A 24,687-nucleotide genomic window follows, 5' to 3' on the forward strand; every position below is an offset into this window, starting at 1 on the left:
GTTTGCGCGCTCTGGAAAAGGGATAGGTAATAAAAATGTATTTTATATTAATAGTTTAGTGGGTGGTGAGGGCGACCCGCTCCCCCTCCGGAAAGCCGGAGGAGGGAGCCGGGAGAGGCCTCATCCACCCAGGACTCGGGGTAGCCACAGGGTGAGCGCCGGGAATGCCAGAAGGAGCGCGACCCGGACCAGTTCGGAGAGGAAGAACGGGAAGACACCTCGGAAGGTCGTCCCCATCGGAACGTTGCGCGCCAGCGCCGAGATGACGAAGACATTCATCCCGACGGGAGGCGTTATCAGCCCCAGTTCCACCACTACGAGGGCGAGGATGCCGAACCAGACCTTCAGCTCGTCGGTCGAGAGACCGAAGCCCGAACCGTCCGCCATCTGGTAGAGCCCGCCATTGATCTCGACCAGCACCGGCCAGAAGAAGGGCAGCACGAGCAGGATCATCGACATCGAATCCATCAGGCAGCCGAGCAGGATCAGCGCGATCAGGAGGATCGCCATCACCATCATCGGCGGCAGCCCGCTATGTACGGCCATGTCCGCCGCCGCCTGCGGGACGCCTGCGCGCGACATGAAGATCTTGAGTAGCTCCGCGCCGAGCAGGATCAGGTAGATCATGCCGGTGGTGCCCGCGGTCTCGAGGATCGAGGACCGGAGCGCTTCGCGTGACATCAGCCCGCGGGCGAGCCCGTAGAGGAACACCGCGAACACGCCGATCGCGGCGGCGGGGGTGGGGTTGTAGAAGCCCGCATAGATCCCGCCGATGACGACGCCGAAGATCCCGAGCACCGGCAGGACACCGCGGGTGGCCGCCCAGAACTCCGCGCGGTCGCTCACGCCCTGCGCGGGGCCCGCGCTCGGCACGAGGCGGACATAGATCGCGATGGTGAGCAGGAACAGCGCGACGGCGATCAGCCCCGGCACCAGCGCCGCCATGAACATCGTCACGATATTGGCCTCGACGATGACCGCGTAGATCACGAGGATCACCGAGGGCGGGATGAGGATCCCGAGCACGCCACCAGCGGCGACCGATCCGGTCGCGAGCGCGGGCGAGTAGTTGTAGCGTTCGAGCTCGGGCAGGGCGACCTTGCCCATCGTCGAGGCGGTGGCGAGCGACGAGCCGCAGACCGCGCCGAAGCCCGCGCAGGCCGCGATCGCCGCCATCGCGGTTCCGCCGCGCATCCAGCCGAACCAGGCATTCGCGGCGCGGAACATGTCGCGCGAGAGACCGGTCTTCGTGGCGAGCGCGCCCATCAGCACGAACATCGGCACGACCGAGAGGTCGTAGATCGAGAACTGCCCATAGGCGAGTGTCTTGAGCTGGCTCAGCAGGATCGCCGGGCCGTTGATGATGGCGGTGCCGCCGGCGCCCACCACGATCATCGCATAGGCGATGGGAACGCGCGCGACGATGAGCGCGACGAGAATGACGAGGCCCAGAAGGCCAAGAACGATCGGATCCATCAGTTGCTCCCGGTCCAGTTGTCACGCAGGCTCAGCGCCGCGGCCACGAAAAGCAGTGCCAGCGAAGCGAGTGCGGGCAGGTAGACCCACCAGACCGGGACCTGGAGGATCGTCGAGGCGAGCGAGTAGGATTTCTGATCGAGCATGCCGAAATACATCCGCCACAGCAGGAGTGCCGCAAATCCGAGCGCGAGCACCGAGCCGATCGTCGAAAACCGGCGCTGAACGGCGGGGCTGAGTTTCGAGGTGAAGATATCGGCCGTCACGTTCTGATCGGCCAGTTGGCAATAGGGCAGGAACATGAAGGCCGCGATCGCGACCCCCATCTCGGTGAGTTCGAAATCGCCCGCGAAGGGCAGGCCGATCAGCCCGCCCACCACGGCCCAGACGTTCACGGCGACGACCGCTGCCAGAACCCCGCCGCCTGCAAGGGCCCAGAAGTAGATGGTCTTGCGCAAGAAGGACTCGATCGGGGAATGCATGGTCGTCGCCGCTCCACTCATTGCTGCGCCAGGGTCTTTTCTTCTTCGGCGGTCAGGTCGCGGGCCTCTTTCACGAGCGCCGCGCCGTCGATGCCCTGCGCGCTCACTTCCTTCTCCCAGCGGGCCACGACCGGTTGCATCGCGTCCTTGAAGGCCTGGGTCTCCTCGGGCGAGAGCGTGATCAGCTCGTTGCCCGCGGCTTCGGCCGCCTTGATCCCGTTATCGTCGCTGGTGCGCCAGATCTTCCCGACTTCCTTGAGCCACTCCTCGTCCGAGGCCTGACGGAAGGCCGCCTTCACGTCGTCGGGCAGGCTGTCCCATTTCGCCTTGTTCATCGAGACCTGGAAGATCGAGGTCCCGAGACGCCAGTGGTTCTGACCCTCGATCTGGTACTTGGTCTGCTGCTGAAGCTTGAGCGCGGGGATGATTTCCCACGGGATCAGCGCACCGTCCACGACCTTCTTCGAGAGCGCCTGCGGCAGTTCGGGAACCGGCATCGCGACCGGCTGCGCCTTGAGCGCCTCGATCACCCAGGCGCCGGTGCGCGAGGGGGTGCGCAGTTTCAGACCGGCCACGTCGGCGGGCGAATGCAAGGCTTTGTCGACGGTATGGATGCCGTTGCCCGCATGCGCATGCAGGAACAGCACCTCGAGGCCCTTGTCCTCGTATTCCTGCTTCAGTTCCTTGTCGAACATCTTGCGCATCGCGAGGTTCGTCGCGGTCGGATCGTCGTTGAAGACGGTCGGAAGCTCGAACACTTCGGTACGCGGGAAGAGGCCCGGCGTGTAGCCGTTGAGCGTCCAGATCAGGTCCACGACGCCGTCACGGGCCTGCTGCACCAGCTCCGGCGGGCGGCCGCCCAGCGTCATCGCCGGGTAGATGTCGATCTTGACCTTGCCCTTCGAGAGTTCCTCGACGCGCTTCACCCAGGGCTCGAGCATCTGCGTCTGCGCCGGAGCCTTGGCCCCGAGGAAATGGTGCAGCTTGAGCGTGATCTGCTGGGCCATCGCCCCGCTCGCCCAGAGCACCGCGGCCGCGGTCAAGCCGGCCAGTTTGAGATGTTTCATCGGTCTTCCTCCCTGTTTATCCCCGTGAACGGGGTTCTCCGGCCCCTCAATAAGGCAGGCCAACGTAGTTTTCCGCAAAACTTTTCCGTGCCGTTTCCGAGAGTTGCAGATATTCGAACTCGGCGCGCTGCATCCGCCGCTCGAAGGCGCCGGTCTGCGGGAAGTCATGCAGCATCGAGGTCATCCACCACGAGAACCGTTCGCATTTCCAGACCCGCGACAGCGCCTGGTCCGAATAGGTGTCGATCCCGGTGGAATTCCGGTGGTTGTAGAACTGGTCGAAGGCGCGATGCAGGTAATAGACATCCGACGCCGCGAGATTGAGGCCCTTCGCCCCGGTCGGCGGGACGATGTGCGCCGAGTCCCCCGCGAGGAACAGACGGCCATAGCGCATCGGCTCGGAGACGAAGCTGCGCAGCGGCGCAATCGACATCTCGATCGCGGGGCCCGTCACCAGCCCTTCCGCGACATCCGCGGGGATGCGGGTGCGAAGCTCGTCCCAGAACCGTTCCTCGGGCCAGTCCTCGAGTTTTTCGGTCAGCGCGACCTGAACGTAATAGCGGCTCAGAGTGTCGGAGCGCATCGAGCAGAGCGCGAAGCCCCGATCATGCGCGGCGTAGATCAGTTCGGGGGCGGCCGGCGGCGTCTTCGACAGCAGGCCGAGCCAGCCGAACGGATAGGCGCGCTCGAATTCGCGGCGATGACTTTCGGGGATCGCCTTGCGCGAGGGGCCGTGGAAGCCGTCGCAGCCCGCGACGAAATCGGCTTCGAGAACGTTCTCTTCGCCCTCGTGGGTGAAACGGATGGTGACGCGGTCGTCTTCGAGCCCTTCGATCGCGGTGACCTCGGCCTCGTGCAGCACCGCGCCGCCCCGCGCGTCGCGCGCATCGTAGAGATCGTGGGTCACCTCGGTCTGGCCATAGACCATCACGCCGCGCCCGGTCAGATCCTTGATCGGGACATGAAGACGCTCGTCATGCCAGGAGATTTCCACGCCGTCGTGGATCTGCCCCTCGCGGTCCATGCGCGACCCCGCTTCGGCTGCGCGCAGAAGGTCGACCGTGCCCTGTTCGAGAACACCGGCCCGGATCCGCCCCAGAACGTAGTCGCGCGAGCGGCGTTCGAGTACGACCGAGTCGATCCCGTGCAGGTCGAGAAGCTGCGAAAGCAGCAGCCCGGCGGGTCCGCCGCCGATGATGGCCACTTGGGTCTTCATGTCTTGTCTCCGCATTCAAGCTTGCAGCGCTGCGCGAAGGCGCGCGCGAGTTTCGGCGCCTGCCCGGCCGCGGCGAGCGGATCGGTCAGGGCGCGGGATTCCAGTTCGGGATGCGCGGCCAGAAGCGCGCGATGAGGATCGGGAGTGGCGAGCGCGTCGCGCACGGCCGTCTTCGCGGCGTCGCGCGGTATCGTCTCGGCCAGGGTGAAGATCGCGCGTTCGGCATAGGGTCCGAAGCCCGCCGCATCGAGATTGGCACGCATCTGCCCCGCATCGGCCTCCAGCCCGTCGAGCATCTGCTGCGCGAGGCGAAGCGCCGCACCGGTCGCGACGAGGATCGGGCGCAGGCTCATCCATTCGAGCGCCCAGGCCGCGCCGTCGCGGAACTGGCCGTGCAGCGCGGATTCGAACAGGCTTCCCTGGAGATGGGCGCAATGGCGCGCGAGGCTCACGAGTGCTTCGGCCGCCACCGGGTTCGATTTGTGCGGCATCGTGGAGGACCCGCCACCGGCGATCTTCACCTCGGCGATGCCCGATTGGGTGAGGGTCACGACGTCGAGGCCGATCTTGCCGAGCGAGCCACACAGCGCGGTCGACTGCGCGCCCAGATCCACGATCCGCTCGCGCCGCGCGTGGGAGGCGAGATCCTCGACCGTCAGGCCGAGAGTGGCGCCCATCGTCTCGCGAACGGCGGCGGCCCTGTCGCCAAGCGCCGCATCCGATCCGACCGCCCCGTGGAGCGAGAGCCGCGCCACGGCGGGTTTCAGCATCGCGAGCCGATCGCGCGCATCGAGCACCGGCTGGCCCCAGACCGCGAGCAATGCGCCGAAGGTGGTGGGCAGGCCGATCTGGCTGCGGGTGCGCGCGGCCATCACGGTGTCGGCCTCGGCCTCGGCGAGCGCGCCGAGACGGCGTCCCAGCGTCACGAGACGTCGATCGAATAGGGCGAGCGCCTCCGAGACGACAAGCGCGGTGGCGCTGTCGACGATGTCCTGAGAGGTCGCGCCCCAATGCAGGGCTTGAGACGCCTCGGACGACAGGCGCGCGCGCAGATCCGCCAGCAGGGCGGGGACCGCCACCCCGTCGCGCGCCGCTCCTTCGGCAAGCGCGGCCGGGTCGGGCCTGTAATCGGCAAGCGCCGTGGCCATCTCGCGCGCGGCTTCTGCGGGGACGATGCCGACTTGCGCGCAGGCCTGCGCCAACGCCACCTCGACCCGCACCATCGCGGCCAGCAGCGCCTCGTCCCCGAGCATGGCGCTCAGGTCCGGGTCGCCGAACAGGCCACTCCAGAGCGGGCTGTCGAGAGGCGAGAGGCTCATGCGGCCTCCCGGAGCGGCAAGGCGAGGATCTCGCGCGCCTGTTGCCAGGTGGCGACGGGACGATCGGCCTTCTCGCACAGATCGACGACGCGCTTGACGAGCGCTGCGTTCGACGGCGCGAGCGTGTCGCGGTCGAGCCGGATATTGTCCTCGAGCCCGGTGCGGCAATGGCCCCCGGTCTCGACACACCATTCGTTCACGACGATCTGGCCCGGGCCGATCCCGGCTGCGCACCATGACGCCTCGGGAAGCACCCGTGCGCGGGTCTCGCGCATGAAATCGAACGCGGCGCGATCCACCGGCATCGCGTTCTTCACGCCCATCACGAACTGCACATGGACATTCGCGGGCAGCCGTCCGTCCCCGACCATCTTCGCGGCCTGGAAGATGTGGCTGAGGTCGAAACACTCGATCTCGGGGCGCACGCCGTAGGTCTTCATCTCCGAGGCCAGCCAGTCCACGAGATCCGGCGGGTTCTCATAGACGCGGGTCGGGAAATTGTTCGAGCCCACCGAGAGCGAGGCCATGTCGGGACGCAGCGGCAGCATCCCGCCGCGCGCCTGGCCCGCGCCCGAGCGTCCGCCCGTCGAGAGCTGCACGATCATGCCGGGGCAATGCTTGTGGAGCCCCTCCATGAGTTTCGCGAACTTGTCCGGGTCCGAGGTGGTCGAGCCATCCTCGTTGCGCACGTGGCAATGGGCGATGCTCGCGCCCGCCTCGAAGGCTTCGTGGGTGGACTCGATCTGTTCCGAGATGGTGATCGGAACGGCCGGGTTGTCGGATTGCTGCGGCACGGAGCCGGTGATCGCGACACAGATGATGCAAGGGTCTTGGGTCATGGCTCAGATATCGAAGAAGACAGTTTCGCCTGCGCCCTGCAGACGGATTTCAAACCAGTACTCGGTCTCGCCGCGGGCCTCGGCCACGAGCGTCGCGATCCGGTCGCGATGTTCGATCCGCGCCAGCAGCGGATCGCCCGAGAGGTTGTCCTCGGGGAAATACATCCGGGTATGGAGCCCGTGATTGATCCCGCGGGCGAAGATCCAGAACGAGATATGCGGCGGGATCGCCTGATCGCCCGGAAGGTCGACGGCCCCGGGCCTGACCGTCTCGAAGCTGAACTCGCCCGAGGTGAAATCGGCAGGGAAGCGGCCGAAGCCCGTCACCGCCGGGTCCGCGCCCTGTTGTCCGGGATAGATCCCGGCGGCATCGGCCTGCCAGGTCTCGATCAGGCAATCGCGCAGCGGCAGATCGCCGCCATCCACGACGCGTCCACGCACCGTGATTCGGGTGCCCTTGGCCGCGGGGCCCGCGATTTCTGTCCCCAGCGTCGGGAAGGGCGGCTTCTCGATCCCGCAGGCTTCGGGGGCGAGGCCGATATGGACATAGGGCCCCGCGGTCTGCGAGGGCGTCAGTCCGAGGCGGTCGAGTTTCTGCACCATCACATCCCCTCCAGGCGGTTTTCGAAATGGGTCTGGCGGCGGCCGCGCAGCACGATGTCGAACTTGTAGGCGATCGCGTCCATCGGCTTGGTCTCGGCCATGTCGAGCGCGGCGACGAGGCGGTTCAGCGCCTCCTTGTCGGGGATCGTCTGCGCGATCGGGCAGCGCGCGATCAGCGGGTCGCCCTCGAAATACATCTGGCTGATCAGTCGCTGGCCGAAGCTGTGGCCGAAGATGGAGAAGTGGATATGCGCGGGGCGCCACTCGTTCGGGCCATTGGGCCAGGGATAGGCGCCGGGCTTGATCGTGCGGAAGACGTAGGAGCCGTCCTCTGCGGTGATCGCGCGTCCGCAGCCGCCGAAATCGGGATCGAGCGGGGCGAGATAGCCGTCCTTCTTGTGACGGTAGCGCCCGCCCGCATTGGCCTGCCAGATCTCGATCAGCGCGCCCGGGATCGGACGCCCGCCTTCGTCGAGCAGGCGGCCATGGACAATGATCCGCTCGCCGATCGCGCTCTGCCCGGGGCGGGCGTGGTTGAGCAGCAGGTCGTTGTCATGTTCGCCGAGCTTCACATGGCCGAAGGCGGGGCCGGTTTCCTCGCTCGGCCCGCTGCCGAAGGAGATCAGCGCGCGCTGCGGGCTGCGCAGCACCGAGGTCTTGTAGCCGGGCGTGAAGGCTGGCGGGTGCAGGCCCGCCTGGCGCGGGAAGAGTGCTCCGGTCATCGTCCCATCTCCTTGAATGTTTCCTTGATGATCTTGATCGCGTGATTGGCGCGCGGAACGCCGGCATAGACCGCGACATGCAGCATCGCCTCACGCAGATCCTCGGGCGTTGCGCCGGTATTGGCGGTCGCGCGGGTATGCATCGCGACCTCCTCGTGATTGCCCAGGGCCGCCAGCAGCGCGATCGTCACGATCGAGCGTTCCCGCGGCGTCAGATCGGGGCGCGACCAGACCGAGCCCCATGCGCCCTCGGTGATGAATTCCTGAAACGGCGCGTCGAACTCCGTCTTGGAGGCGTCGGCCCGGTCGACATGTGCGTCGCCCAGGACACGGCGGCGGGTTTCCATTCCGGCTTGATAGCGGTCAGACAAGCGCGTGCTCCTTCAGAAAATCGGTAATGTGGCGGGCCACCAGATCGGGGGTTTCGATCGCGGGCAGATGGCCCGCGGTCTCGATCATCTCGGTGCGCGCTCCGGGAATGCGGGCGGCCATGCCGAGCACCTGTTCGGGCAGGGTCGCCCCGTCATGGCGGCCGGCGATGACGAGGGTGGGGGCGGCGATGCGGGGGAGATCGGCCTCGAGATCGGTCGCGGCGAGCACCTCGCAGCCGCCGATATATCCCTCGCGGTCGCAGCGGGCGACTTCGGTCGCCCAGATCGCGCAATCGGGATGGGCGCGGAATTCGGGCGCGAACCAGCGCTCGAGGATCGCGTCGGTCATCGCGGCCAGACCGCTCTCGCGCACCTGCGCGATGCGGGTCTCCCAACCCTCGCGGGCGCCGATCCGGCCTGCGGTATTGCTCAGCACGACGCCTTCGACCCGCTCGGGCGCAATGCGCGCGATTTCCTGCACGATCAGCCCGCCGAGCGAACATCCGACGAAGACCGCCTTCTCGATTTCGAGGTGATCGGCGAGCGCGAGCGCATCCTTCGCGAGATCGTCGATCGTGGGCGTTTGGGGGGAGCGCGCGCTCAACCCGTGCCCCCGATTGTCGAGCCGCACCAGACGATGCGCCGAGAGCGGGGCGATCAATCCGTCCCACATCCGCAGGTCGGTCCCGAGCGAATTGAGAAAGATGATCGGACGGCCGGACGGCGAGCCGTCCTCCCGGTAGTTGGTATGACCCCAGTCGAATGTCAGAGCGTGCATGATTTCCTCCCGCTGTCATATTTCCGCAGGATTTCACTTGAGCCAAATACAAAACGCATTCAGAGATATAACCACATGGCTATGCATAAGGGCATCAAACTTCGGCATATCAGGGCCTTTCTCGACGTTCACGAGGAGGGCGGGATTTCGGCTGCGGCACGCAAGCAGGGAATTTCCCAGCCCGCGCTGTCGAAGACGCTCGCCGAGCTCGAGGCGATGCTGGGGGGCGCGCTCCTGATTCGGCGCGGGCGGAAGACCTATCTCACACCGGCCGGCGAGACCTTTCGCAGGCACGCCCTTCTCGCCTTGCAGGAGCTCGATGCGGGCGCGATGGCGCTCAATGGCGAGGCCGCGGGGGACGTGGTGACGGTCGGCGCCCTGCCTACGGTCGCGGGGTCGTTCTTCCCCGGCGTGGCGCTCGACTTCACCCGCTCGCGCCCGGGCATCCGGCTCTCGATCAGCACCGGGCCGAACCTCTACCTGCTCGAACGGGTGCGCTCGGGTGCGCTCGACCTGATGATCGGACGGATGCCCGCCGCGCGCGAGATGCCGGGGCTGCGCTTCGATTATCTCTACGAGGAAGAGGTCGTGCTGGCCGCGCGCAGTGGCCACCCCTTCACCGGCCAGCCCGCGGTCGAGGCCTTGCGCCATTGCGACCTGATCCTGCCGCCGCGCGGGGCGATCATCCGCCGGATCGTGGACGACTATCTCGGGGCGCAGGGCATCGTGGAGCCGCGCTGCGCCATCGAGACGGTCTCGCTCGCGACCGGGCTGGGATTGCTCGAGAGCTCCGACATGCTCTGGTTCATCTCGCGCGGCGTGATCGCGCGCGAACTTGCGGCGGGGGTGTTGGTGAGCCTCCCGCTCGGGGCGCAGTTCATGTCGGGCGCGGTCGGCCTGACGATGACGCGCGAGGTGCAGGAGCGTCCCGAGATCGCGCAGCTCGTCGAGATGCTCCATGTCGCGGCGCAACGGCGCGATCAGGGGTGAGAGCGCGGCGGATCTCGCTCTTGCACATGCCCCGGCGCCGGTGAAAGATCGCTCCGGGGAGAGAGACCGTTTCGGGGAGGATCATGCAGTCGCGTCTTGTCATCGCTTTCGGAGCGGCGCTCATTGCCGCCCCGGTCTTCGGCTGGGAATTGCCCGCGCCGGTCACGGATAACGATTTCGCGCCCATCGACCGTGCCGAGGCCGAGCTGGGGCGCGATCTCTTCTACGATCCGATCCTCTCGGGCAATCGCAACATCTCCTGTGCCACCTGTCATCATCCGCGTTTCGGCACCTCGGACGGGATGAGCCTGGGGCTCGGCGAGGGGGCGGTGGGCGTCGGACCGACGCGGCATATCACCGATCGCGACATCCCCGAGCAGCGTATCCCGCGCAACTCGCCCGCGCTCTTCAATCTGGGCGCGCGGGAGTTCACGCGCCTTTTCGATGACGGGCGGATCGAGGCCGACCCGAGCCGTCCCTCCGGCCTGCGCACGCCGATGGAGGACGAGATGGTGACGGGCTTCGCCTCCGTGCTCTCGGCCCAGACGATGTTCCCGGTTCTCGCCCCCGACGAGATGGCGGGACATTATTCGGAGAACGATATCTCCAAGGCGGTGCGCTCGGGACGGATCACCGGGCCGGATGGCGCGTGGGAACGGATCGCGAAACGTGTGGCCGATATTCCTTCCTATGCCGAACGGTTTCGCGCGGTCTATCCCGAGGTCGCGGGCGGGCGGCCCGTGCATTTCACCGATATCTCGAATGCGATCGCGGCTTTCGTGGCGTTCGAATGGCGCTCCGATCAAAGCCCGTTCGATGCCGCGCTCCGGCAGGAGGTGCCGTTGACGGGGCTCGCGGCCGAGGGTGCGCAGCTCTTCTATGGCGATCTTGGCTGCGCGTCCTGCCATTCCGGGCCCTTTCTCACCGATCAGGGGTTCCATGCGATGGGCGCGCCGCAGCTCGGGCCCGGCAAGGCCGAGCGCTTCGAGAGCCATTCCCGCGACGAGGGGCGGATGCGGGTGACCGGGCGGCCCGAGGATCGCTTCGCCTTCCGCACCCCGAGCCTGCGCAACGTGCTGCAGACGGGCCCGTGGGGGCATGCCGGAGCGCATGCCGGCCTGCGCGCTTTCCTGAAAGATCACGCGGCGCGCGGCGCGGCGACGGCCGAATATGTGCGCGCCGCCGTCTTGCCGGACCTGCCCGACACGAAACCCGATTGGGTGGTGATGGACGATCCGGCGCAGGTCGCCGAGATCGCGGCTGCGGCGGGTGAGGGGATCACGCTTTCGTCGGAGCAGGCCGATGCGCTGATGGCCTTTCTCGCGACGCTGAGCGACCCGGTCGCGCTGCACGGCCGGATGGGCATTCCCGAAACCGTTCCGAGCGGGCTGCCGATCGACCGTTAATCGGCGCGCGCGATATGGGTGCAGCGGTCGGGTTCGATCCTGCGCCACCTATCGGTGCGCCCGTCGGGCCAGATCACGCGCAGCTCTGCCTCGGTGTCCGCACCAAGCCCGAAATGGAGCGGCCCGGCCTGACCCCCGGCATGGCCGCCGCCCACAGTCACCTCCTGCGACTGGACACCTGCCGCGGTGCGCAGCTCGACCCAGGCGCCGACCGCGTTGCGGTTCGCACGGGCCTGGCCGAGCGTCACTTCGGCCCAGTGACCGGTCGCTTGCGTGACGTTGCGCCAGAGCTCCATCGGCGCGCGCCGGTTCACCACCACCAGATCGAGCTTCCCGTCCGCATTGAGGTCGGCCAGCGCCGCGCCGCGGGAGCGTTCAGTGGTCGCGATGCCCGCGACATCCGCCTTCTCGACGAAGGTGCCGTCGGGTTTCTGGATCAACAGGTTGTTGGGGTCGTGAATCGCGTTCGAGGGCATCTGGTCCACATTGCCCTTCGCGATGAAGAGATCCGCGCGCCCGTCATTGTCGATATCCCCGAATTCCGCGTGCCAGCCGGTCGAGGGGCGTCCGTCATCGCCGAGGAAGGGGCGCTGCGAATAGGTGCCGATCGAGAAGGGGGCGTTTTCGAACCGGTCGCCGCGATTGAACTGCAAAAGCTGATCGCCCATCGAGGTCATCATGACCTCGGGGAGCCCGTCCCCGGTGATGTCGCGGCTGGCGATGCCCATGCCCCAGAGCGAGACGTGGCGCCAATTCGCCCGCTCGCGCAGCGGCGAGAGTTCGAACATCTGCTCGTAACCGCCGCGCACGTAATAATGCCGGTCGTTCGAGAGGCGCAGCTCGGGATGGCCGTTGCGCTGCCAGTCCGAGATCAGCGCCGAGAGGGTGCAATAGCCGGGGTCGATCTCTTCCACGCGCCCGTACCGGTCGCCCTCGGGTCGGATCAGCTGCGAGCGATCGCAGGCCTCGAATGGTCCGTCCGGGTCCTTGCGGTCGACGTAATTGCCGAAGAACAGCGTGGGGCGGGTCTGGCCCTTTTCCCATGTGGCCGAGAACGCGGTGGTCCAGGCGTCGCCCGTGGGCAGCCCCCAGGCCTCGGTCACGTCCTCGAAGCGGCAATCGCCGAGCCCGCGCAGGATCTTGTTCGCCCCGACGCGCATTACTGCGAGATCCATCTGACCGTCGCCGTCGATATCGAGCGGATAGGCACCGGTCGTCTCCAGCAGTTCCGGCGCGTGTCCGTCCTTGAAATGCAGCTTGCCGCCCGGTTCGGAGCGGTTGACGAAGAGGGTCGCCGGGGCGCTGCCGCCGGCCGCGAAGAGATCGGGCTTCGCGTCGCCATTGCAGTCGAAGACGGCCACGCCGCCGCCCACGAAATGCTCCCAGCCGCCGGAATAGAGATGAGCGAAGGGCAGGCCGTCCGCATCGTTCTCGAAAGCGGGATCGGCGAGGGCGGGCGATGCGAAGAGCAGAAGGGCGAGAAGGCATCTCATTGCGCGGCGATCTCCCGTGTCTGGCCAAGCATCTGTTCGGTCACCTCGTGCAGCGCGAGCGCTGCGGCCCCGTGAGCCCAGAGCAGGTCGCCCCAGGCATGGATCTCGACGCGCGGCGGCGCGCGCCCGGTGTCCAGCATCATCTCGGACATTTCCGAGAGCGTCTCGCGGGCGTAAAGGTAGTCATAGCGCATCCGCTCACCCGAGAGGATCAGGAGCTGCGGATCGAAGAGATTGACGACATTCGACAATCCGAGCGCGAGATAGCGCCCCGCCCGACGGAAGATCGAGCGCGCCGCCCCGTTCCCGGCCTTCGCATGATCGAAGAGGCTTTCGAGCATCACGCCCACCGAGCGCGTCTCGAGCACCGAGATGTTGAGCGCCGTGCGCGCCTCGCGCACCAGCGCATAATCCGCGAGATAGGCTTCGAGGCAGCCCCGCTGACCGCACCGGCACAACGCCCCGTCGAGCTGGACCTTGGTGTGGCCGAGCTCCATCCCCATGCCGCGCGCGCCGCGATAGAGCCGGTGATTGATGACATAGCCCATCCCCACGCCATGCTCGATCGTAACGACGGCGAAATCCGACAATTCGCGGCCGACTCCGAACCAAAGCTCGGCAAGGGTCACCAGGTTGGCGTCATTGTCGATATGGGTCGGGATGCCGATCCGCGCCTCGATCGCGTCGCGCAGCGCGACCTGCCGGGTGTCGAGGATCGGGGACCAGTGCACGATACCGCTCGGGCCATCGACGAAACCGGGAACGCCCAGCCCCACCGCGCGCAGGTCGCTCGGCGCGAGACCCGCACGGTCGCACAGCGTCGCGAGCAGGTGGGCCGCGGCCTCGACGACCGTTTCTGTATCGAGCGCGCCGGGGCTGCGCTCGATCGCGGCGGAGGCCACGACATTGCCCGCGAAATCCACGACGACGCCGGTATGCTCGCGATCCGAAAGCTTCACTCCCACGACGTGATGGGTGCCGGGGCGGACCCGCAGCGAGACCGCCGGCCGGCCGCGCGCTCCATCGGGGTCGCGCGGCGCGGCGGCCGCTTCGAGAAGGCCGGTCTCGATCAGCTCGGAGGTGATGGTCGTGACCGAGGCCGGGCTGATCCCCAGATCCTTGGCGAGCTGAACGCGTGCGATCTCGCCCACCGCGCGGACGCGCTCGAAGACCTGCTGGCGCAGCGGGCGCGGGGGAATCGCGAGCGGCTGGATGAGGGGGCCGCAGCCGGTCGGAGGCTCGTTCGGGCTGCGCTGCGTGATCATTACATTTCCTTCGGTGGGTTAAGTTATTCCTCGGCGAGACGGTGCCTCGAGCCTCAAAAAATGCCGCATTGCGGCGAAATTAAGCGGTCAGACGCCCCGTCAGCAGTGTTCTTCGTAAATTTTATTTTGACAACTAAATTTAATCGCGCCAATCTCCTCACGTCCCGGTGAGTCCATCGGGAGGCCTTTGGGCCATCTAGGGAGGAAAACATGCATAAATCGATTCTCGCCGCCGTTGCGCTGACGGTGGGGCTCTCGACCTCGGCCTTCGCCGAGATGACCGTGGGCGTGTCCTGGTCGAACTTCCAGGAGGAGCGCTGGAAGACCGACGAGGGGGCGATCAAGGCGGAGCTCGCGGCGACCGGCAACAAGTATATTTCGGCCGACGCCCAGAACTCGGCGGCCAAGCAGCTTACCGATATCGAGGCGCTGATCGCCCAGGGCGCCGATGCCCTCATCATCCTGTCGGTCGACAAGGACGCGATCGGCCCGGCCCTCGACAAGGCCGCCGCCGAAGGCATCCCGGTTGTCGGCTATGACCGGCTGATCGAGGATCCGCGCGCCTTCTACCTGACCTTCGACAACAAGGGCGTGGGTTCGATCATCGCGCAGGAAGTCTCGAAGGTTCAGCCCGAGGGCAATTTCGCGATCATCAAGGGCGACAAGGGTGATCCGAACGCCGCATTCCTCCTGTCGGGCATGATGGAAGTGCTTCAGCCTTCGATCGACTCGGGCAAGATCAAGATCGTCGGCGAGAGCTTCACCGATGGCTGGAAGCCCGATAACGCGCAGAAGAACATGGAGCAGATCCTCACCGCGAACAACAACAACGTCGATGCGGTTCTCTCGGAGAATGACGGCATGGCGGGCGGTGCGATCGCGGCGCTTCAGGCGCAGGGCCTGAACGTCCCGGTCGGTGGTCAGGACGGCGACCTCGCCGCGCTGAACCGCGTCGCGCGCGGCACCCAGACCGTGTCGGTCTGGAAGGACTCGCGCGAGCTCGGCAAGGCGGCGGCGGATATCGCGATCGCCATGGCCGACGGCACCGCGATGGATCAGGTGCCGGGCGCCGAGAAATGGTCGGGTGGCGAGAAGGGCGTCGAGATGAACGCGATCTTCCTCGCACCGACGCCGATCACGAAGGACAACCTGAACCTGGTGATCGACGCGGGCCACATCTCGAAAGATCAGGCCTGCGAAGGCGCGATGGCCGACGTCGCGGCCTGCCAGTAAGCCTGAAGCTCACAGGGGCCGGCGCCGAGCGCGCGCCGGACCCGCTCCTGACATGCGGCGCCTGAAGGCGCCCGGATCAATTCTTCGGACCTCATCATGACCCAGACCAGCTCCGCCACGCGGCAAGACGGCGCGTCGCCGCACACCTCCGCGATCGGGCGCTTCCTGCGCGCGACGGAAATCGACACGAGACTGCTTGGCATGATCGGCGCGCTCGCGCTGATCTGGATCGGCTTTCACCTTTACGGCGCGACCTTCAAGGGCTTCGGCGCCTTCCTGACACCGCGCAACCTGTGGAACCTCTCGGTGCAGACCGCCTCGATCGGGATCATGGCGACGGGCATGGTGCTGGTGATCATCACCCGCCATATCGATCTCTCGGTCGGCTCGATGCTGGGGGTCTGCGCGGTCGTGATGGGCGTGGTGCAGGTGCAGGTTCTGCCCGGCCTGATCGGCTTCGGCAACCCGGCGATCTGGATCATCGCGGCGATCATCGGCATGGCGGTCGGCACGATGATCGGCGCCTTCCACGGCTTCATCATCGCCTATGGCAAGGTCCCGGCCTTCATCGTGACGCTGGGCGGCCTGCTGGTCTGGCGCGGCGTGGCCTATCTGATCACCCGCGGCGAGACGATCGCGCCGCTCGACGAAACCTTCAAGCTGCTCGGTGGCGGGCCCTACGGGGCGATCGGCGAGACCGGCAGCTGGATCGTCGGCCTGCTGGGCTGCGCGGGCGTCCTCTGGCTCCTGTGGAACGGCCGCAAGCGCCGCCGTTCCTACGAATTCCCGCTGCGCCCGCTCTGGGCCGAGGGCGTTCTGGGCACGATCGGGTGCGTGCTGATCATCGGCGCGGTTCTCGTGGTGAACGCCTATCCCTGGCCGAAGGGCATCGTGCGGCAATACGCCAAGGCCAACAATATCGAGGTCCCCGATGGCGGTCTCTTCATCTCGCACGGCTTCGCCATTCCGGTCCTGATCCTCGTCGCTGTCGGGATCGCGATGACCGTCCTTCTCAACCGCACCCGCTTCGGCCGCTACGTCCTCGCGATCGGTGGCAACCCGGACGCGGCGGAACTCGCGGGCATCAACACCCGGCTGATGACGGTCAAGATCTTCGCGCTGATGGGGCTTCTGACGGGGCTGTCCTCGGTGGTCGCCTCGGCGCGCCTCGGTTCGGCCACGAACTCGCTGGGCACGCTCGACGAGCTTTACGTCATCGCGGCGGCGGTGATCGGGGGCACGTCGCTGGCCGGCGGTGTCGGCACGATCTACGGGGCGATCCTCGGCGCCTTCGTGATGCAGTCGCTGCAGACGGGCATGGTTCTGATCGGCTTCGACAGTGCGATGCAGCAGATCGTCGTCGGCTCGGTCCTCGTGTTCGCGGTCTTCATCGACACGATCTATCGGCGGAACCTGAAATGAGCGAGACCAGCATGACCATGACGAAATCCGCACCCGTGGATCGCACCGGCACCCCGCTTGTCGAGCTGCGCGACATCTCCATAGCCTTCGGCGGCATCAAGGCGGTCGACCATGTGTCGCTCGACCTCTATCCGGGCGAGGTGGTGGGGCTTCTGGGCCATAACGGCGCGGGCAAATCCACCCTCATCAAATGCCTCTCGGGCGCCTATCAGATGGATGCCGGGGAGATCTTCATCAACGGCGAGAAAGCCGAGATCCGCAATCCGCGCGACGCGCGCGACTACAATATCGAGACGATCTACCAGACGCTCGCGCTGGCGGACAATCTCGACGCGGCCTCGAACCTCTTCCTCGGGCGCGAGATCACGGGGCCGGGCGGCTTCGTCGACGATGCACGCATGGAGGCCGAGACCCGCAAGATCATGGGCCGTCTCAATCCGAACTTCCGCAAGTTCAAGGATCCGGTGATGGCGCTTTCGGGCGGCCAGCGGCAATCGGTGGCGATCGCGCGCGCGGTCTATTTCAACGCCCGCATCCTGATCATGGACGAGCCCACCGCAGCGCTCGGCCCGCACGAGACCCAGATGGTGGCCGAGCTGATCGAGGAGCTGAAGGCGCAGGGCCTCGGGATCTTCCTGATCGAGCATGACATCCACAACGTCATGCGCCTGTGCGACCGCGCCAGCGTGATGAAGAACGGCCAGCTTGTCGGAACCGTGAATGTCGATGATGTGACCGACGAGGATATCCTTGGCATGATCATCCTCGGCAAACGACCGGGGGAATGATGTATCTAGGACTTGATCTGGGCACTTCGGGGCTCAAGGGTATCCTGATCGACGACGACCAGCGGGTGCTGGCCGAGGCCACCGCGCCGCTGAGCGTGTCGCGCCCCCATGAAGGCTGGTCCGAGCAGGCCCCTGCCGCGTGGTTGCAGGCGGCGGAGGCGGTGCTCGGCGAGCTGTCGAAGCATGGCCTTTCGAAGCTGCGCGGGATCGGCCTGTCGGGGCAGATGCATGGCGCGACGCTGCTCGACGCCTCGGGCGATGTGCTGCGGCCCTGCATCCTGTGGAACGATACCCGCGCCCATGCCGAAGCCGCCGACCTCGATGCCGATCCGCGCTTTCGCCAGATCAGCGGCAATATCGTCTTCCCCGGGTTCACCGCGCCGAAGCTGGTCTGGGTGGCGCGGCACGAGCCCGAGGTTTTCTCGAAACTGGCGAAGGTTCTTCTTCCGAAGGATTACCTGCGCTTCTGGCTGACCGGCGAGCAAGTGGCCGAGATGTCGGATGCCGCGGGCACGAGCTGGTTCGATACCGGCGCGCGCGACTGGTCGGACGAGCTTCTGGACGCATCGGGGATGACCCGCGCCCAGATGCCGCGCCTTGTCGAGGGCTCGGAAGTCTCGGGCGAGTTGCGTCCCGACCTGGCCGAGCGCTTCGGCATCCCGCGCGGGGTCGTCGTGGCCGGCGGCGGCGGCGACAATGCCGCGTCGGGGATCGGCGTGGGCGTGGTGAAGGCCGGGCAGGCCTTCGTGAGCCTCGGCACCTCCGGCGTGCTTTTCGCGGCGAATGACGGCTATCAGCCCGACCCGGCGACCGCCGTTCATACCTTCTGCCACGCGCTTCCCGGCACCTGGCACCAGATGGGGGTGATCCTAGCCGCGACGGACGCGCTCAACTGGTATGCGCGGCTGCTCGAGGCCGAACCCGCCGATCTGACGTCCGGAATGGGCGGTCTGCAGGCGCCCGGCAAGGCGCGCTTCCTGCCCTATCTGGGCGGCGAGCGCACACCGCATAACGACGCCGCGATCCGGGGCGCGTTCATCGGCCTGGAACACGCGACCGATCGCGCGGCGGCGACGCGCGCGGTGCTCGAAGGGGTGAGTTTCGCCATCCGCGATTGCCGCGATGCGCTGGCCGCGACCGGCACCCGGATCGAAAGCCTGCTGGCGGTGGGGGGCGGATCGCGTTCGCGCTATTGGTGCGAGGCGATCGCGACGGCGCTTGGCACGCCCGTCTCGCTGCCCGTTTCGGGCGATTTCGGCGGCGCGTTCGGCGCCGCGCGACTGGGCATGATGGCGGCAACCGGCGCAGGCGCCGAGATCGCCACACAGCCCGAAATCTCCGCCGTGATCGACCCGGTCGCGGCGCTTTCCGATGCATTCGACGAAGGCCACGCGCGCTACCGCGCCGCGGCCGCAGCCATCAAGGGACTGACATGACCGACTTCTTCAAGGGCATTCCGCAGATCAAATACGAAGGCCCCGACAGCAGCAACGACTTCGCCTTCCGCCATTACAACCCCGACGAGGTCGTCGCGGGCAAGCGGATGGAAGACCACCTGCGTTTCGCCGTCGCCTATTGGCACAGCTTCGCCTGGCCCGGCGGCGACCCGTTCGGCGGGCAGACCTTCGATCGCCCGTGGTTCGGCGACACGCTCGATCTGGCGAAGATGAAGGCCGATGTCGCCTTCGAGATGTTCGACATCCTCGGCGCGCCCTATTTCTGTTTCCACGATGCGGATGTGCGCCCCGAAGGCGCGGATTTCGCCGAGAATACCCGCAACCTCGAAGCGATCGTCGACTACTTCGCGCAGAAGATGGAAAGTTCGCAGACCAAGCTCCTCTGGGGCACGGCGAACCTGTTCTCGCATCGCCGCTTCATGTCGGGCGCCGCGACCAATCCCGATCCCGAAGTCTTCGCCTGGTCGGCCGCGACCGTGAAGACCTGCATGGACGCAACCCACAAGCTGGGCGGCGAGAACTACGTGCTCTGGGGCGGCCGCGAAGGCTATGAGACGCTCCTGAACACCGATCTCACCCGCGAGGCCGAGCAGGCGGGCGCATTCCTGTCGATGGTCGTCGATTACAAGCACAAGATCGGCTTCAAGGGCACGATCCTGATCGAACCGAAACCGCAGGAGCCCTCGAAGCACCAGTACGACTTCGACGTCGCGACGGTCTACGGCTTCCTCAAGCGCTTCGGTCTGGAAAACGAGGTGAAGGTGAATATCGAGCAGGGCCACGCGATCCTTGCCGGTCACAGCTTCGAACACGAGATCGCGCTGGCGACGTCGCTCGGGATCTTCGGCTCGATCGACATGAACCGCAACGACTACCAGTCCGGCTGGGATACCGACCAGTTCCCTGACAACGTCCCCGAGATGGCGCGTGCCTATTACGAGATCCTCAAGGCAGGCGGCTTTACCACCGGCGGGACCAATTTCGACGCCAAGCTGCGCCGCCAGTCGCTCGACGCGGAAGACCTGATCCTCGCCCATGTCGGCGCGATGGATGTCTGCGCCCGGGCGCTCAAGGCGGCCTCGGCCCTGCTCGAGGACGGCTCGCTGGAGGCGGCGCGCAAGGCGCGTTACGCCGGTTGGGATCAGCCGGAGAACAGCGCCATGCTGAGCTCGGATCTCGCTGCGATCGAGGAGCGCGTGCGCTCCGAAGGGATCAATCCGGAGCCGCGTTCGGGGCGGCAGGAGCGCCTCGAGAACCTCTGGAACCGCTTCGTCTGACGGAACGGGATTTGAAACGAAAGGCGCCGCTTCGAACCGAAGCGGCGGCTTTTTCTTGGTCGGCGGGGCGATCCCTCAGTTGTCGCGCGTCGAGAAGACCAGTCGCATCTTGTGTTCGTAGGTCTCACCCGGGCGCAGGATCGCCGACGGGAAGTCGGGCCGGTTCGGTGCGTCGGGCCATGCCTCGGGTTCGAGGCAGATGGCGTTATGATCGGGGATTTCCGGATTGGGCTGAAGCGGCGCGAAGACCTGCAGGCCCGGCTGGTTGCTCTCGACCCGCATTTCGCGGCCAGAGCCCGGATCGTAGAGGGTGGCCACCCGGCGGACCTCGGTGCTCGGTGCGAGGCAGAAGCAATGGTCGAAACCCGGCTCCCCCGGGCGCAGGACCGGCCGCGGGCTGCGGAAATCGAAATGCGTGCCCGCGACCGCGCGTGGCGGCCCCTCCGGGATCAGCGCCTCATCGACCGGCAGATACTGCTCGGCCGGGATCTGCAGCATGTGGTCCGCGACCGAGCCACCGCCCGCGAGGTTGAAATAGCCATGCGAGGTGATCGAGACGGGACAAGGTCGGGTCACCGTCGCGCGGTAGGTGATCACCAGCGTCGCCGGAGGCTCGAGCGCGAATTCGGCAAGCACAGACATCGTGCCGGGAAAGCCCTGGTCCCCGTCCGGGCTCTCGAGTTTGAGCGTCGCCGCGTTCATCCAGTGCGACGCCACGTTCCAGTCGCGCCGGTCGAAACCGTCGACGCCGCCATGAAGGAGGTTCGGCGGTTCGTTGGCGCTCAGATCGAAGCTTTCCCCGTCTAGCTCGAAACGCGCGCCACCGATCCGATTCGCGAATCGGCCGACCGTCGCGCCGCGATAATTCCGGTGCCGGCGATGGTCCTCCGGTTTGGCAGGAGAGATCAGAATATTGTGAACAGTTCCGTCGCGGCCGGGCACGAAAATGCCGCGCAGCGAGGCGCCAAAAGGCAGGATCTCGGCGCGGATGCCTGACGGCAGGCCAATGATCAGGCTCTTATCGCCATCTCCCGTCACGTTTCTGAACCCCCTCAAAAAGATTGGCCGCATGCATGGAAAGCATGACATGTCCCCGACACAGTTGCATGCATCTTTTTGTGGCAAAAACGTGGCCGGTTGATCTTCTTCGTTTGAAACGCCGCTTCATTTGAAATGTTCCTTTTCTCGAAGAAGATCTTTCGGTGCGAACATTTAGCGCGTAGAAAAGCGCTCGAAATTGAGCGAATTTGTTCTATAAATCATAAATCGAACATCCGAGCGGGGCCATCTCGACAGGGGCGCCGCTCACTCAGGAGATAATCATGACTACGACGACGGAGCCGGTGGACCTCTTCGTGATCGGCGGCGGTGTGAACGGATGCGGCATTGCGCGTGATGCGGCCGGGCGCGGCTTGCGGGTGCGGCTCGCCGAGATGGGAGATCTCGCGCAGGCGACCTCGTCGGCGTCGACCAAGCTGTTTCACGGCGGTCTGCGCTATCTCGAATATCTCGAGATCCATCTCGTGCGCGAGGCGCTGCGTGAACGCGAGGTGCTGATCCGCGCGATGCCGCATATCTCCTGGCCGATGCGTTTCGTGCTCCCCTACAGCGCCGAGATGCGTTTCGAGAGCGACACGCCCGTCTCGAAGCTCCTCGGCACGGTGATGCCCTGGATGAAGGGGCGCCGTCCGTCCTGGATGATCCGCTCGGGGCTTTTCCTCTATGATCATCTTGGGGGCCAGACGCTCCTCCCGGGTACGAAGCGGCTCGATCTGCGCGGCAGTCCCGAGGGCGTACCTCTCAAGGACGAGTTCCTCCACGCCTTCGAATATTCCGACGGATGGGTGCAGGACGCGCGGCTCGTCGTCCTGAATGCGCGCGATGCCGAAGCGCGCGGTGCCGATATCCGGGTGCGCACCAAGGTGATCGAGGCGCGGCGCGACGGCGGGTATTGGCGGATCGTCACCGAAGGCCCCGAGGGGCGCGAGGAGCATCTCGCCCGCGCGGTGGTGAATGCCGGCGGCCCCTGGGTCGAGCAGGTTCTCAAGGGCACGATGGGCAGCGACAGCCGCGAGCATGTCCGGCTCGTGCGGGGTTCGCATATCGTGACCCGCAAGCTCTACGATCACGACAAGTGCTACTTCTTCCAGGGGGCTGACGGGCGGATCATCTTCGCCATTCCCTACGAGCAGGATTTCACCCTGATCGGTACGACCGAGGCCACGCATGAGGCCTCCCCGCTCGAGGCGCGCTGTTCGGACGAGGAGCGTGACTATCTCTGCGCTTTCGCCTCGCAATATTTCAAGCGCCCGGTCACGGCGGAGGATGTCGTCTGGACCTATTCCGGCGTGCGTCCGCTCTATGAGGACGGGGCGAAATCGGCCACCGCAGCGACGCGCGAATATGTGCTGTCGCTCGACGCGCCCAAGGGGCAGCCTGCCGCCCTCCATGTCTTCGGGGGCAAGATCACCACCTATCGGCGGCTCGCGGAAGACGCGCTCGACAAGCTGCGCCCGCATCTGCCCGGAATGGCGGGGCCATGGACGAAGGAGGCGCACCTTCCCGGGGGCGATTTCCCCGTCGAGCAGGTGCAGGCCAAGATCGCCCAGCTCGGCCGGGAATATCCTTTCCTGAGCGCGAAATGGGCCGAACGGATGATCCGCCACTACGGGACGGAAGCCTGGGAGATTCTTGCCGACGCGAGATCCGTTGGGGATCTGGGACAGGATTTCGGCGCGACACTGAGCGAGGCGGAACTGCGCTGGCTCGTCGAAAAGGAATGGGCCCGCGGCGTCGATGACGTGATCTGGCGACGCACCAAGCTGGGCTTGCGGCTCACCCCGGAACAGGTTCAGTCTGTCGCCGCGTGGCTGGAGGAGCACGCGGGCTGAAACCGACCGGGGAGGAGAGCATGGGTTTTATTCTGGCAATCGATCAGGGCACCACGTCCTCGCGCGCGATCCTGTTCGATGCGGATCTGCAACCGGTGGCGAGCGCGCAGCAGGAATTCACCCAGCATTTCCCGCGCTCGGGCTGGGTCGAGCATGACGCCGAGGAGATCTGGGAGAGCGTGTTCGCGACTGCGCGCGCGGCGATCGCCAAGGCGGGGATCGAGTCCTCCGAGATCGTCGGGATCGGCATCACCAATCAACGCGAGACGACGCTGGTCTGGGACCGCGAGAGCGGCAAGCCGATCCACAAGGCGATCGTCTGGCAGGACCGCCGCACCGCCGGATATTGCCGGGACCTGCGCGAAGACGGGTTCGAAGAGACCGTGACCGCGCGCACGGGCCTCCTGATCGATCCGTATTTCTCGGCCACCAAGCTGCGCTGGCTTCTGGAAAACGTCGAGGGCGCGCGCGAGAAGGCGGAGGCGGGCAAGCTCGCCTTCGGCACGATCGACAGCTGGCTGATCTGGAAGCTGACGGGCGGCACCGCGCATGTGACCGACGCCACCAACGCGGCGCGCACGATGCTTTACGACATCGCCAAGGGGCGCTGGTCGACCACCATCGCCGCGAAGCTCGGCGTGCCGATGGAGATGCTGCCCGAGGTCAAGGATTGCGCCGCCGATTTCGGCACCGCGCAGGCCGATCTCTTCGGCGCGGAGATCCCGATCCTCGGCGTGGCGGGCGATCAGCAGGCCGCGACCGTGGGGCAGGCCTGTTTCGAACCGGGGATGCTGAAATCGACCTATGGAACGGGCTGCTTCGCGCTGCTCAATACCGGCGATCAGATGGTGCGCTCGCAAAACCGGCTGCTCACGACCATCGCCTATCAGCTGGACGGTCAGGTGACCTACGCGCTCGAAGGCTCGATCTTCATCGCGGGCGCGGTGGTGCAATGGCTGCGCGACGGGCTGACGATCATCGAGAGCGCGGACGAGACCCAGAGCCTCGCGGAAACGGCCGATCCCGGGCAGGAAGTCATCATCGTCCCCGCCTTCACCGGCCTTGGCGCGCCCTATTGGAACCCCGATTGCCGTGGCGCGGTCTTCGGCCTGACCCGCAACTCCGGCCCCGCCGAATTCGCCCGCGCCGCGCTGGAATCGGTGGGCTTCCAGACCCGCGATCTTCTGGAGGCGATGAAGGCAGACTGGTCCGACGAGGCCCGGCCCACCCTGCGCGTGGATGGCGGCATGACCGCCTCCGACTGGGCGATGCAGTTCCTCGCCGATATCCTCGGTGCGCCCGTCGACCGGCCCGAGGTGCTGGAGACGACGGCGCTCGGCGCGGCCTGGCTCGCAGGCTACAAGGCGGGGATCTATCCCGAACCGGCGGACTTCGCGAAGGCCTGGGCGCTCGATCGCAACTTCGCTCCGAAAATGGACGAGGATGCCCGCGAAGCGCGCTACGAGGCATGGAAAAAGGCCGTGAAAGCCACGATCGCGGCGGTCTGAGCGCGCGTGCCCCGGGAAGGGCTTTCCCTTCCTTGCATTTTGCTTTCTTCTGGCCCGGTCCGGCAGCGATAACGGAGCCTCTTG

22 protein-coding genes are annotated in these 24,687 nt (G+C 66.3%); 9 read left to right on the plus strand and 13 right to left on the minus strand.

Annotated features, from left to right (window positions below; translation table 11 throughout):
• Positions 1-120: 120 nt before the first annotated feature.
• Genes DW2_RS15515 through pcaD form a run of 10 tightly spaced genes read right to left on the minus strand, consistent with a single transcriptional unit; the run spans position 121 to position 8,873 of the window.
• Entirely contained in the window at positions 121-1,476 is a 1,356-nt protein-coding gene (locus tag DW2_RS15515; protein ID WP_038147987.1) for a TRAP transporter large permease, read from the minus strand.
• Positions 1,476-1,958 (minus strand): TRAP transporter small permease, encoded by a 483-nt coding sequence (locus DW2_RS15520; RefSeq protein WP_038147988.1) that lies wholly within the window; start codon positions 1,956-1,958, stop codon positions 1,476-1,478. The genes DW2_RS15515 and DW2_RS15520 overlap by 1 nt, the downstream gene beginning before the upstream one ends.
• A 17-nt stretch (positions 1,959-1,975) precedes the next feature.
• The gene (locus DW2_RS15525; protein WP_038147989.1) at positions 1,976-3,025 is read right to left on the minus strand and encodes a TRAP transporter substrate-binding protein; all 1,050 of its coding nucleotides are present in this window, start codon (positions 3,023-3,025) and stop codon (positions 1,976-1,978) included.
• Between the two features lie 46 nt (positions 3,026-3,071).
• Complete coding sequence (pobA, locus tag DW2_RS15530; protein ID WP_038147990.1) at positions 3,072-4,241, minus strand: 4-hydroxybenzoate 3-monooxygenase; 1,170 nt, start codon at positions 4,239-4,241, stop codon at positions 3,072-3,074.
• Complete coding sequence (locus tag DW2_RS15535) at positions 4,238-5,560, minus strand: lyase family protein (RefSeq protein WP_038147991.1); 1,323 nt, start codon at positions 5,558-5,560, stop codon at positions 4,238-4,240. The genes pobA and DW2_RS15535 overlap by 4 nt, the downstream gene beginning before the upstream one ends.
• Positions 5,557-6,399: a 3-oxoadipate:acetyl-CoA acetyltransferase gene (locus tag DW2_RS15540; protein WP_038147992.1), complete on the minus strand. Its 843-nt coding sequence runs from the start codon at positions 6,397-6,399 to the stop codon at positions 5,557-5,559. Before DW2_RS15540 ends, DW2_RS15535 begins: the two co-directional genes overlap by 4 nt.
• A gap of 3 nt (positions 6,400-6,402) precedes the next feature.
• Positions 6,403-7,002, minus strand: coding sequence for a protocatechuate 3,4-dioxygenase subunit alpha (gene pcaG / locus DW2_RS15545; protein WP_038147993.1), 600 nt, complete (start codon positions 7,000-7,002; stop codon positions 6,403-6,405).
• Positions 7,002-7,724, minus strand: a complete 723-nt coding sequence (gene pcaH / locus DW2_RS15550; protein WP_038147994.1) for a protocatechuate 3,4-dioxygenase subunit beta — start codon at positions 7,722-7,724, stop codon at positions 7,002-7,004. The genes pcaG and pcaH overlap by 1 nt, the downstream gene beginning before the upstream one ends.
• Positions 7,721-8,095, minus strand: coding sequence for a 4-carboxymuconolactone decarboxylase (gene pcaC, locus DW2_RS15555; RefSeq protein WP_038147995.1), 375 nt, complete (start codon positions 8,093-8,095; stop codon positions 7,721-7,723). The genes pcaH and pcaC overlap by 4 nt, the downstream gene beginning before the upstream one ends.
• Positions 8,088-8,873, minus strand: coding sequence for a 3-oxoadipate enol-lactonase (gene pcaD, locus DW2_RS15560; RefSeq protein WP_038147996.1), 786 nt, complete (start codon positions 8,871-8,873; stop codon positions 8,088-8,090). The genes pcaC and pcaD overlap by 8 nt, the downstream gene beginning before the upstream one ends.
• A gap of 75 nt (positions 8,874-8,948) precedes the next feature.
• On the opposite strand from pcaD, the gene DW2_RS15565 reads away from it, so the two are divergent.
• Both DW2_RS15565 and DW2_RS15570 read left to right on the plus strand, forming a co-directional pair.
• On the plus strand, positions 8,949-9,863 hold the full coding sequence (locus tag DW2_RS15565) for a LysR substrate-binding domain-containing protein (RefSeq protein ID WP_038147997.1): 915 nt from the start codon (positions 8,949-8,951) through the stop codon (positions 9,861-9,863).
• Between the two features lie 83 nt (positions 9,864-9,946).
• Positions 9,947-11,269: a cytochrome-c peroxidase gene (locus DW2_RS15570; RefSeq protein WP_038147998.1), complete on the plus strand. Its 1,323-nt coding sequence runs from the start codon at positions 9,947-9,949 to the stop codon at positions 11,267-11,269.
• On the opposite strand, the gene DW2_RS15575 is transcribed toward DW2_RS15570, so the two are convergent.
• Both DW2_RS15575 and DW2_RS15580 read right to left on the minus strand, forming a co-directional pair.
• The gene (locus tag DW2_RS15575) at positions 11,266-12,762 is read right to left on the minus strand and encodes a CRTAC1 family protein (protein ID WP_038147999.1); all 1,497 of its coding nucleotides are present in this window, start codon (positions 12,760-12,762) and stop codon (positions 11,266-11,268) included. The two genes, DW2_RS15570 and DW2_RS15575, sit on opposite strands and share 4 nt — an antisense overlap.
• Complete coding sequence (locus tag DW2_RS15580) at positions 12,759-14,027, minus strand: ROK family transcriptional regulator (protein ID WP_038148000.1); 1,269 nt, start codon at positions 14,025-14,027, stop codon at positions 12,759-12,761. Before DW2_RS15580 ends, DW2_RS15575 begins: the two co-directional genes overlap by 4 nt.
• Before the next feature lie 210 nt (positions 14,028-14,237).
• Between DW2_RS15580 and DW2_RS15585 the strand changes: the two genes are divergently transcribed.
• The 5 genes from DW2_RS15585 (at position 14,238) to xylA (ending at position 20,204) form a co-directional block, all read left to right on the plus strand.
• Positions 14,238-15,260 (plus strand): substrate-binding domain-containing protein, encoded by a 1,023-nt coding sequence (locus tag DW2_RS15585; RefSeq protein WP_038148001.1) that lies wholly within the window; start codon positions 14,238-14,240, stop codon positions 15,258-15,260.
• A 96-nt stretch (positions 15,261-15,356) separates the two neighbouring features.
• Positions 15,357-16,682 (plus strand): sugar ABC transporter permease, encoded by a 1,326-nt coding sequence (locus DW2_RS15590; RefSeq protein WP_038148002.1) that lies wholly within the window; start codon positions 15,357-15,359, stop codon positions 16,680-16,682.
• Positions 16,679-17,470 (plus strand): ATP-binding cassette domain-containing protein, encoded by a 792-nt coding sequence (locus tag DW2_RS15595; RefSeq protein ID WP_238321346.1) that lies wholly within the window; start codon positions 16,679-16,681, stop codon positions 17,468-17,470. The genes DW2_RS15590 and DW2_RS15595 overlap by 4 nt, the downstream gene beginning before the upstream one ends.
• Entirely contained in the window at positions 17,470-18,906 is a 1,437-nt protein-coding gene (xylB, locus tag DW2_RS15600) for a xylulokinase (protein ID WP_038148003.1), read from the plus strand. Before DW2_RS15595 ends, xylB begins: the two co-directional genes overlap by 1 nt.
• Positions 18,903-20,204 carry a xylose isomerase gene (gene xylA / locus DW2_RS15605; RefSeq protein WP_038148004.1) on the plus strand — a complete coding sequence of 434 codons (1,302 nt, stop codon included), beginning with the start codon at positions 18,903-18,905 and terminating at the stop codon, positions 20,202-20,204. The genes xylB and xylA overlap by 4 nt, the downstream gene beginning before the upstream one ends.
• Positions 20,205-20,279: 75 nt before the next feature.
• On the opposite strand, the gene DW2_RS15610 is transcribed toward xylA, so the two are convergent.
• Positions 20,280-21,242 (minus strand): aldose epimerase family protein, encoded by a 963-nt coding sequence (locus DW2_RS15610; RefSeq protein WP_051856234.1) that lies wholly within the window; start codon positions 21,240-21,242, stop codon positions 20,280-20,282.
• Between the two features lie 284 nt (positions 21,243-21,526).
• Between DW2_RS15610 and glpD the strand changes: the two genes are divergently transcribed.
• Both glpD and glpK read left to right on the plus strand, forming a co-directional pair.
• Complete coding sequence (glpD, locus tag DW2_RS15615; RefSeq protein ID WP_038148005.1) at positions 21,527-23,095, plus strand: glycerol-3-phosphate dehydrogenase; 1,569 nt, start codon at positions 21,527-21,529, stop codon at positions 23,093-23,095.
• Positions 23,096-23,115: 20 nt separating this feature from the next.
• Positions 23,116-24,603 carry a glycerol kinase GlpK gene (gene glpK, locus DW2_RS15620; RefSeq protein WP_038148006.1) on the plus strand — a complete coding sequence of 496 codons (1,488 nt, stop codon included), beginning with the start codon at positions 23,116-23,118 and terminating at the stop codon, positions 24,601-24,603.
• Positions 24,604-24,687: the final 84 nt, after the last annotated feature.

This window comes from Thioclava atlantica (assembly GCF_000737065.1).
Taxonomy (GTDB): domain Bacteria; phylum Pseudomonadota; class Alphaproteobacteria; order Rhodobacterales; family Rhodobacteraceae; genus Thioclava; species Thioclava atlantica.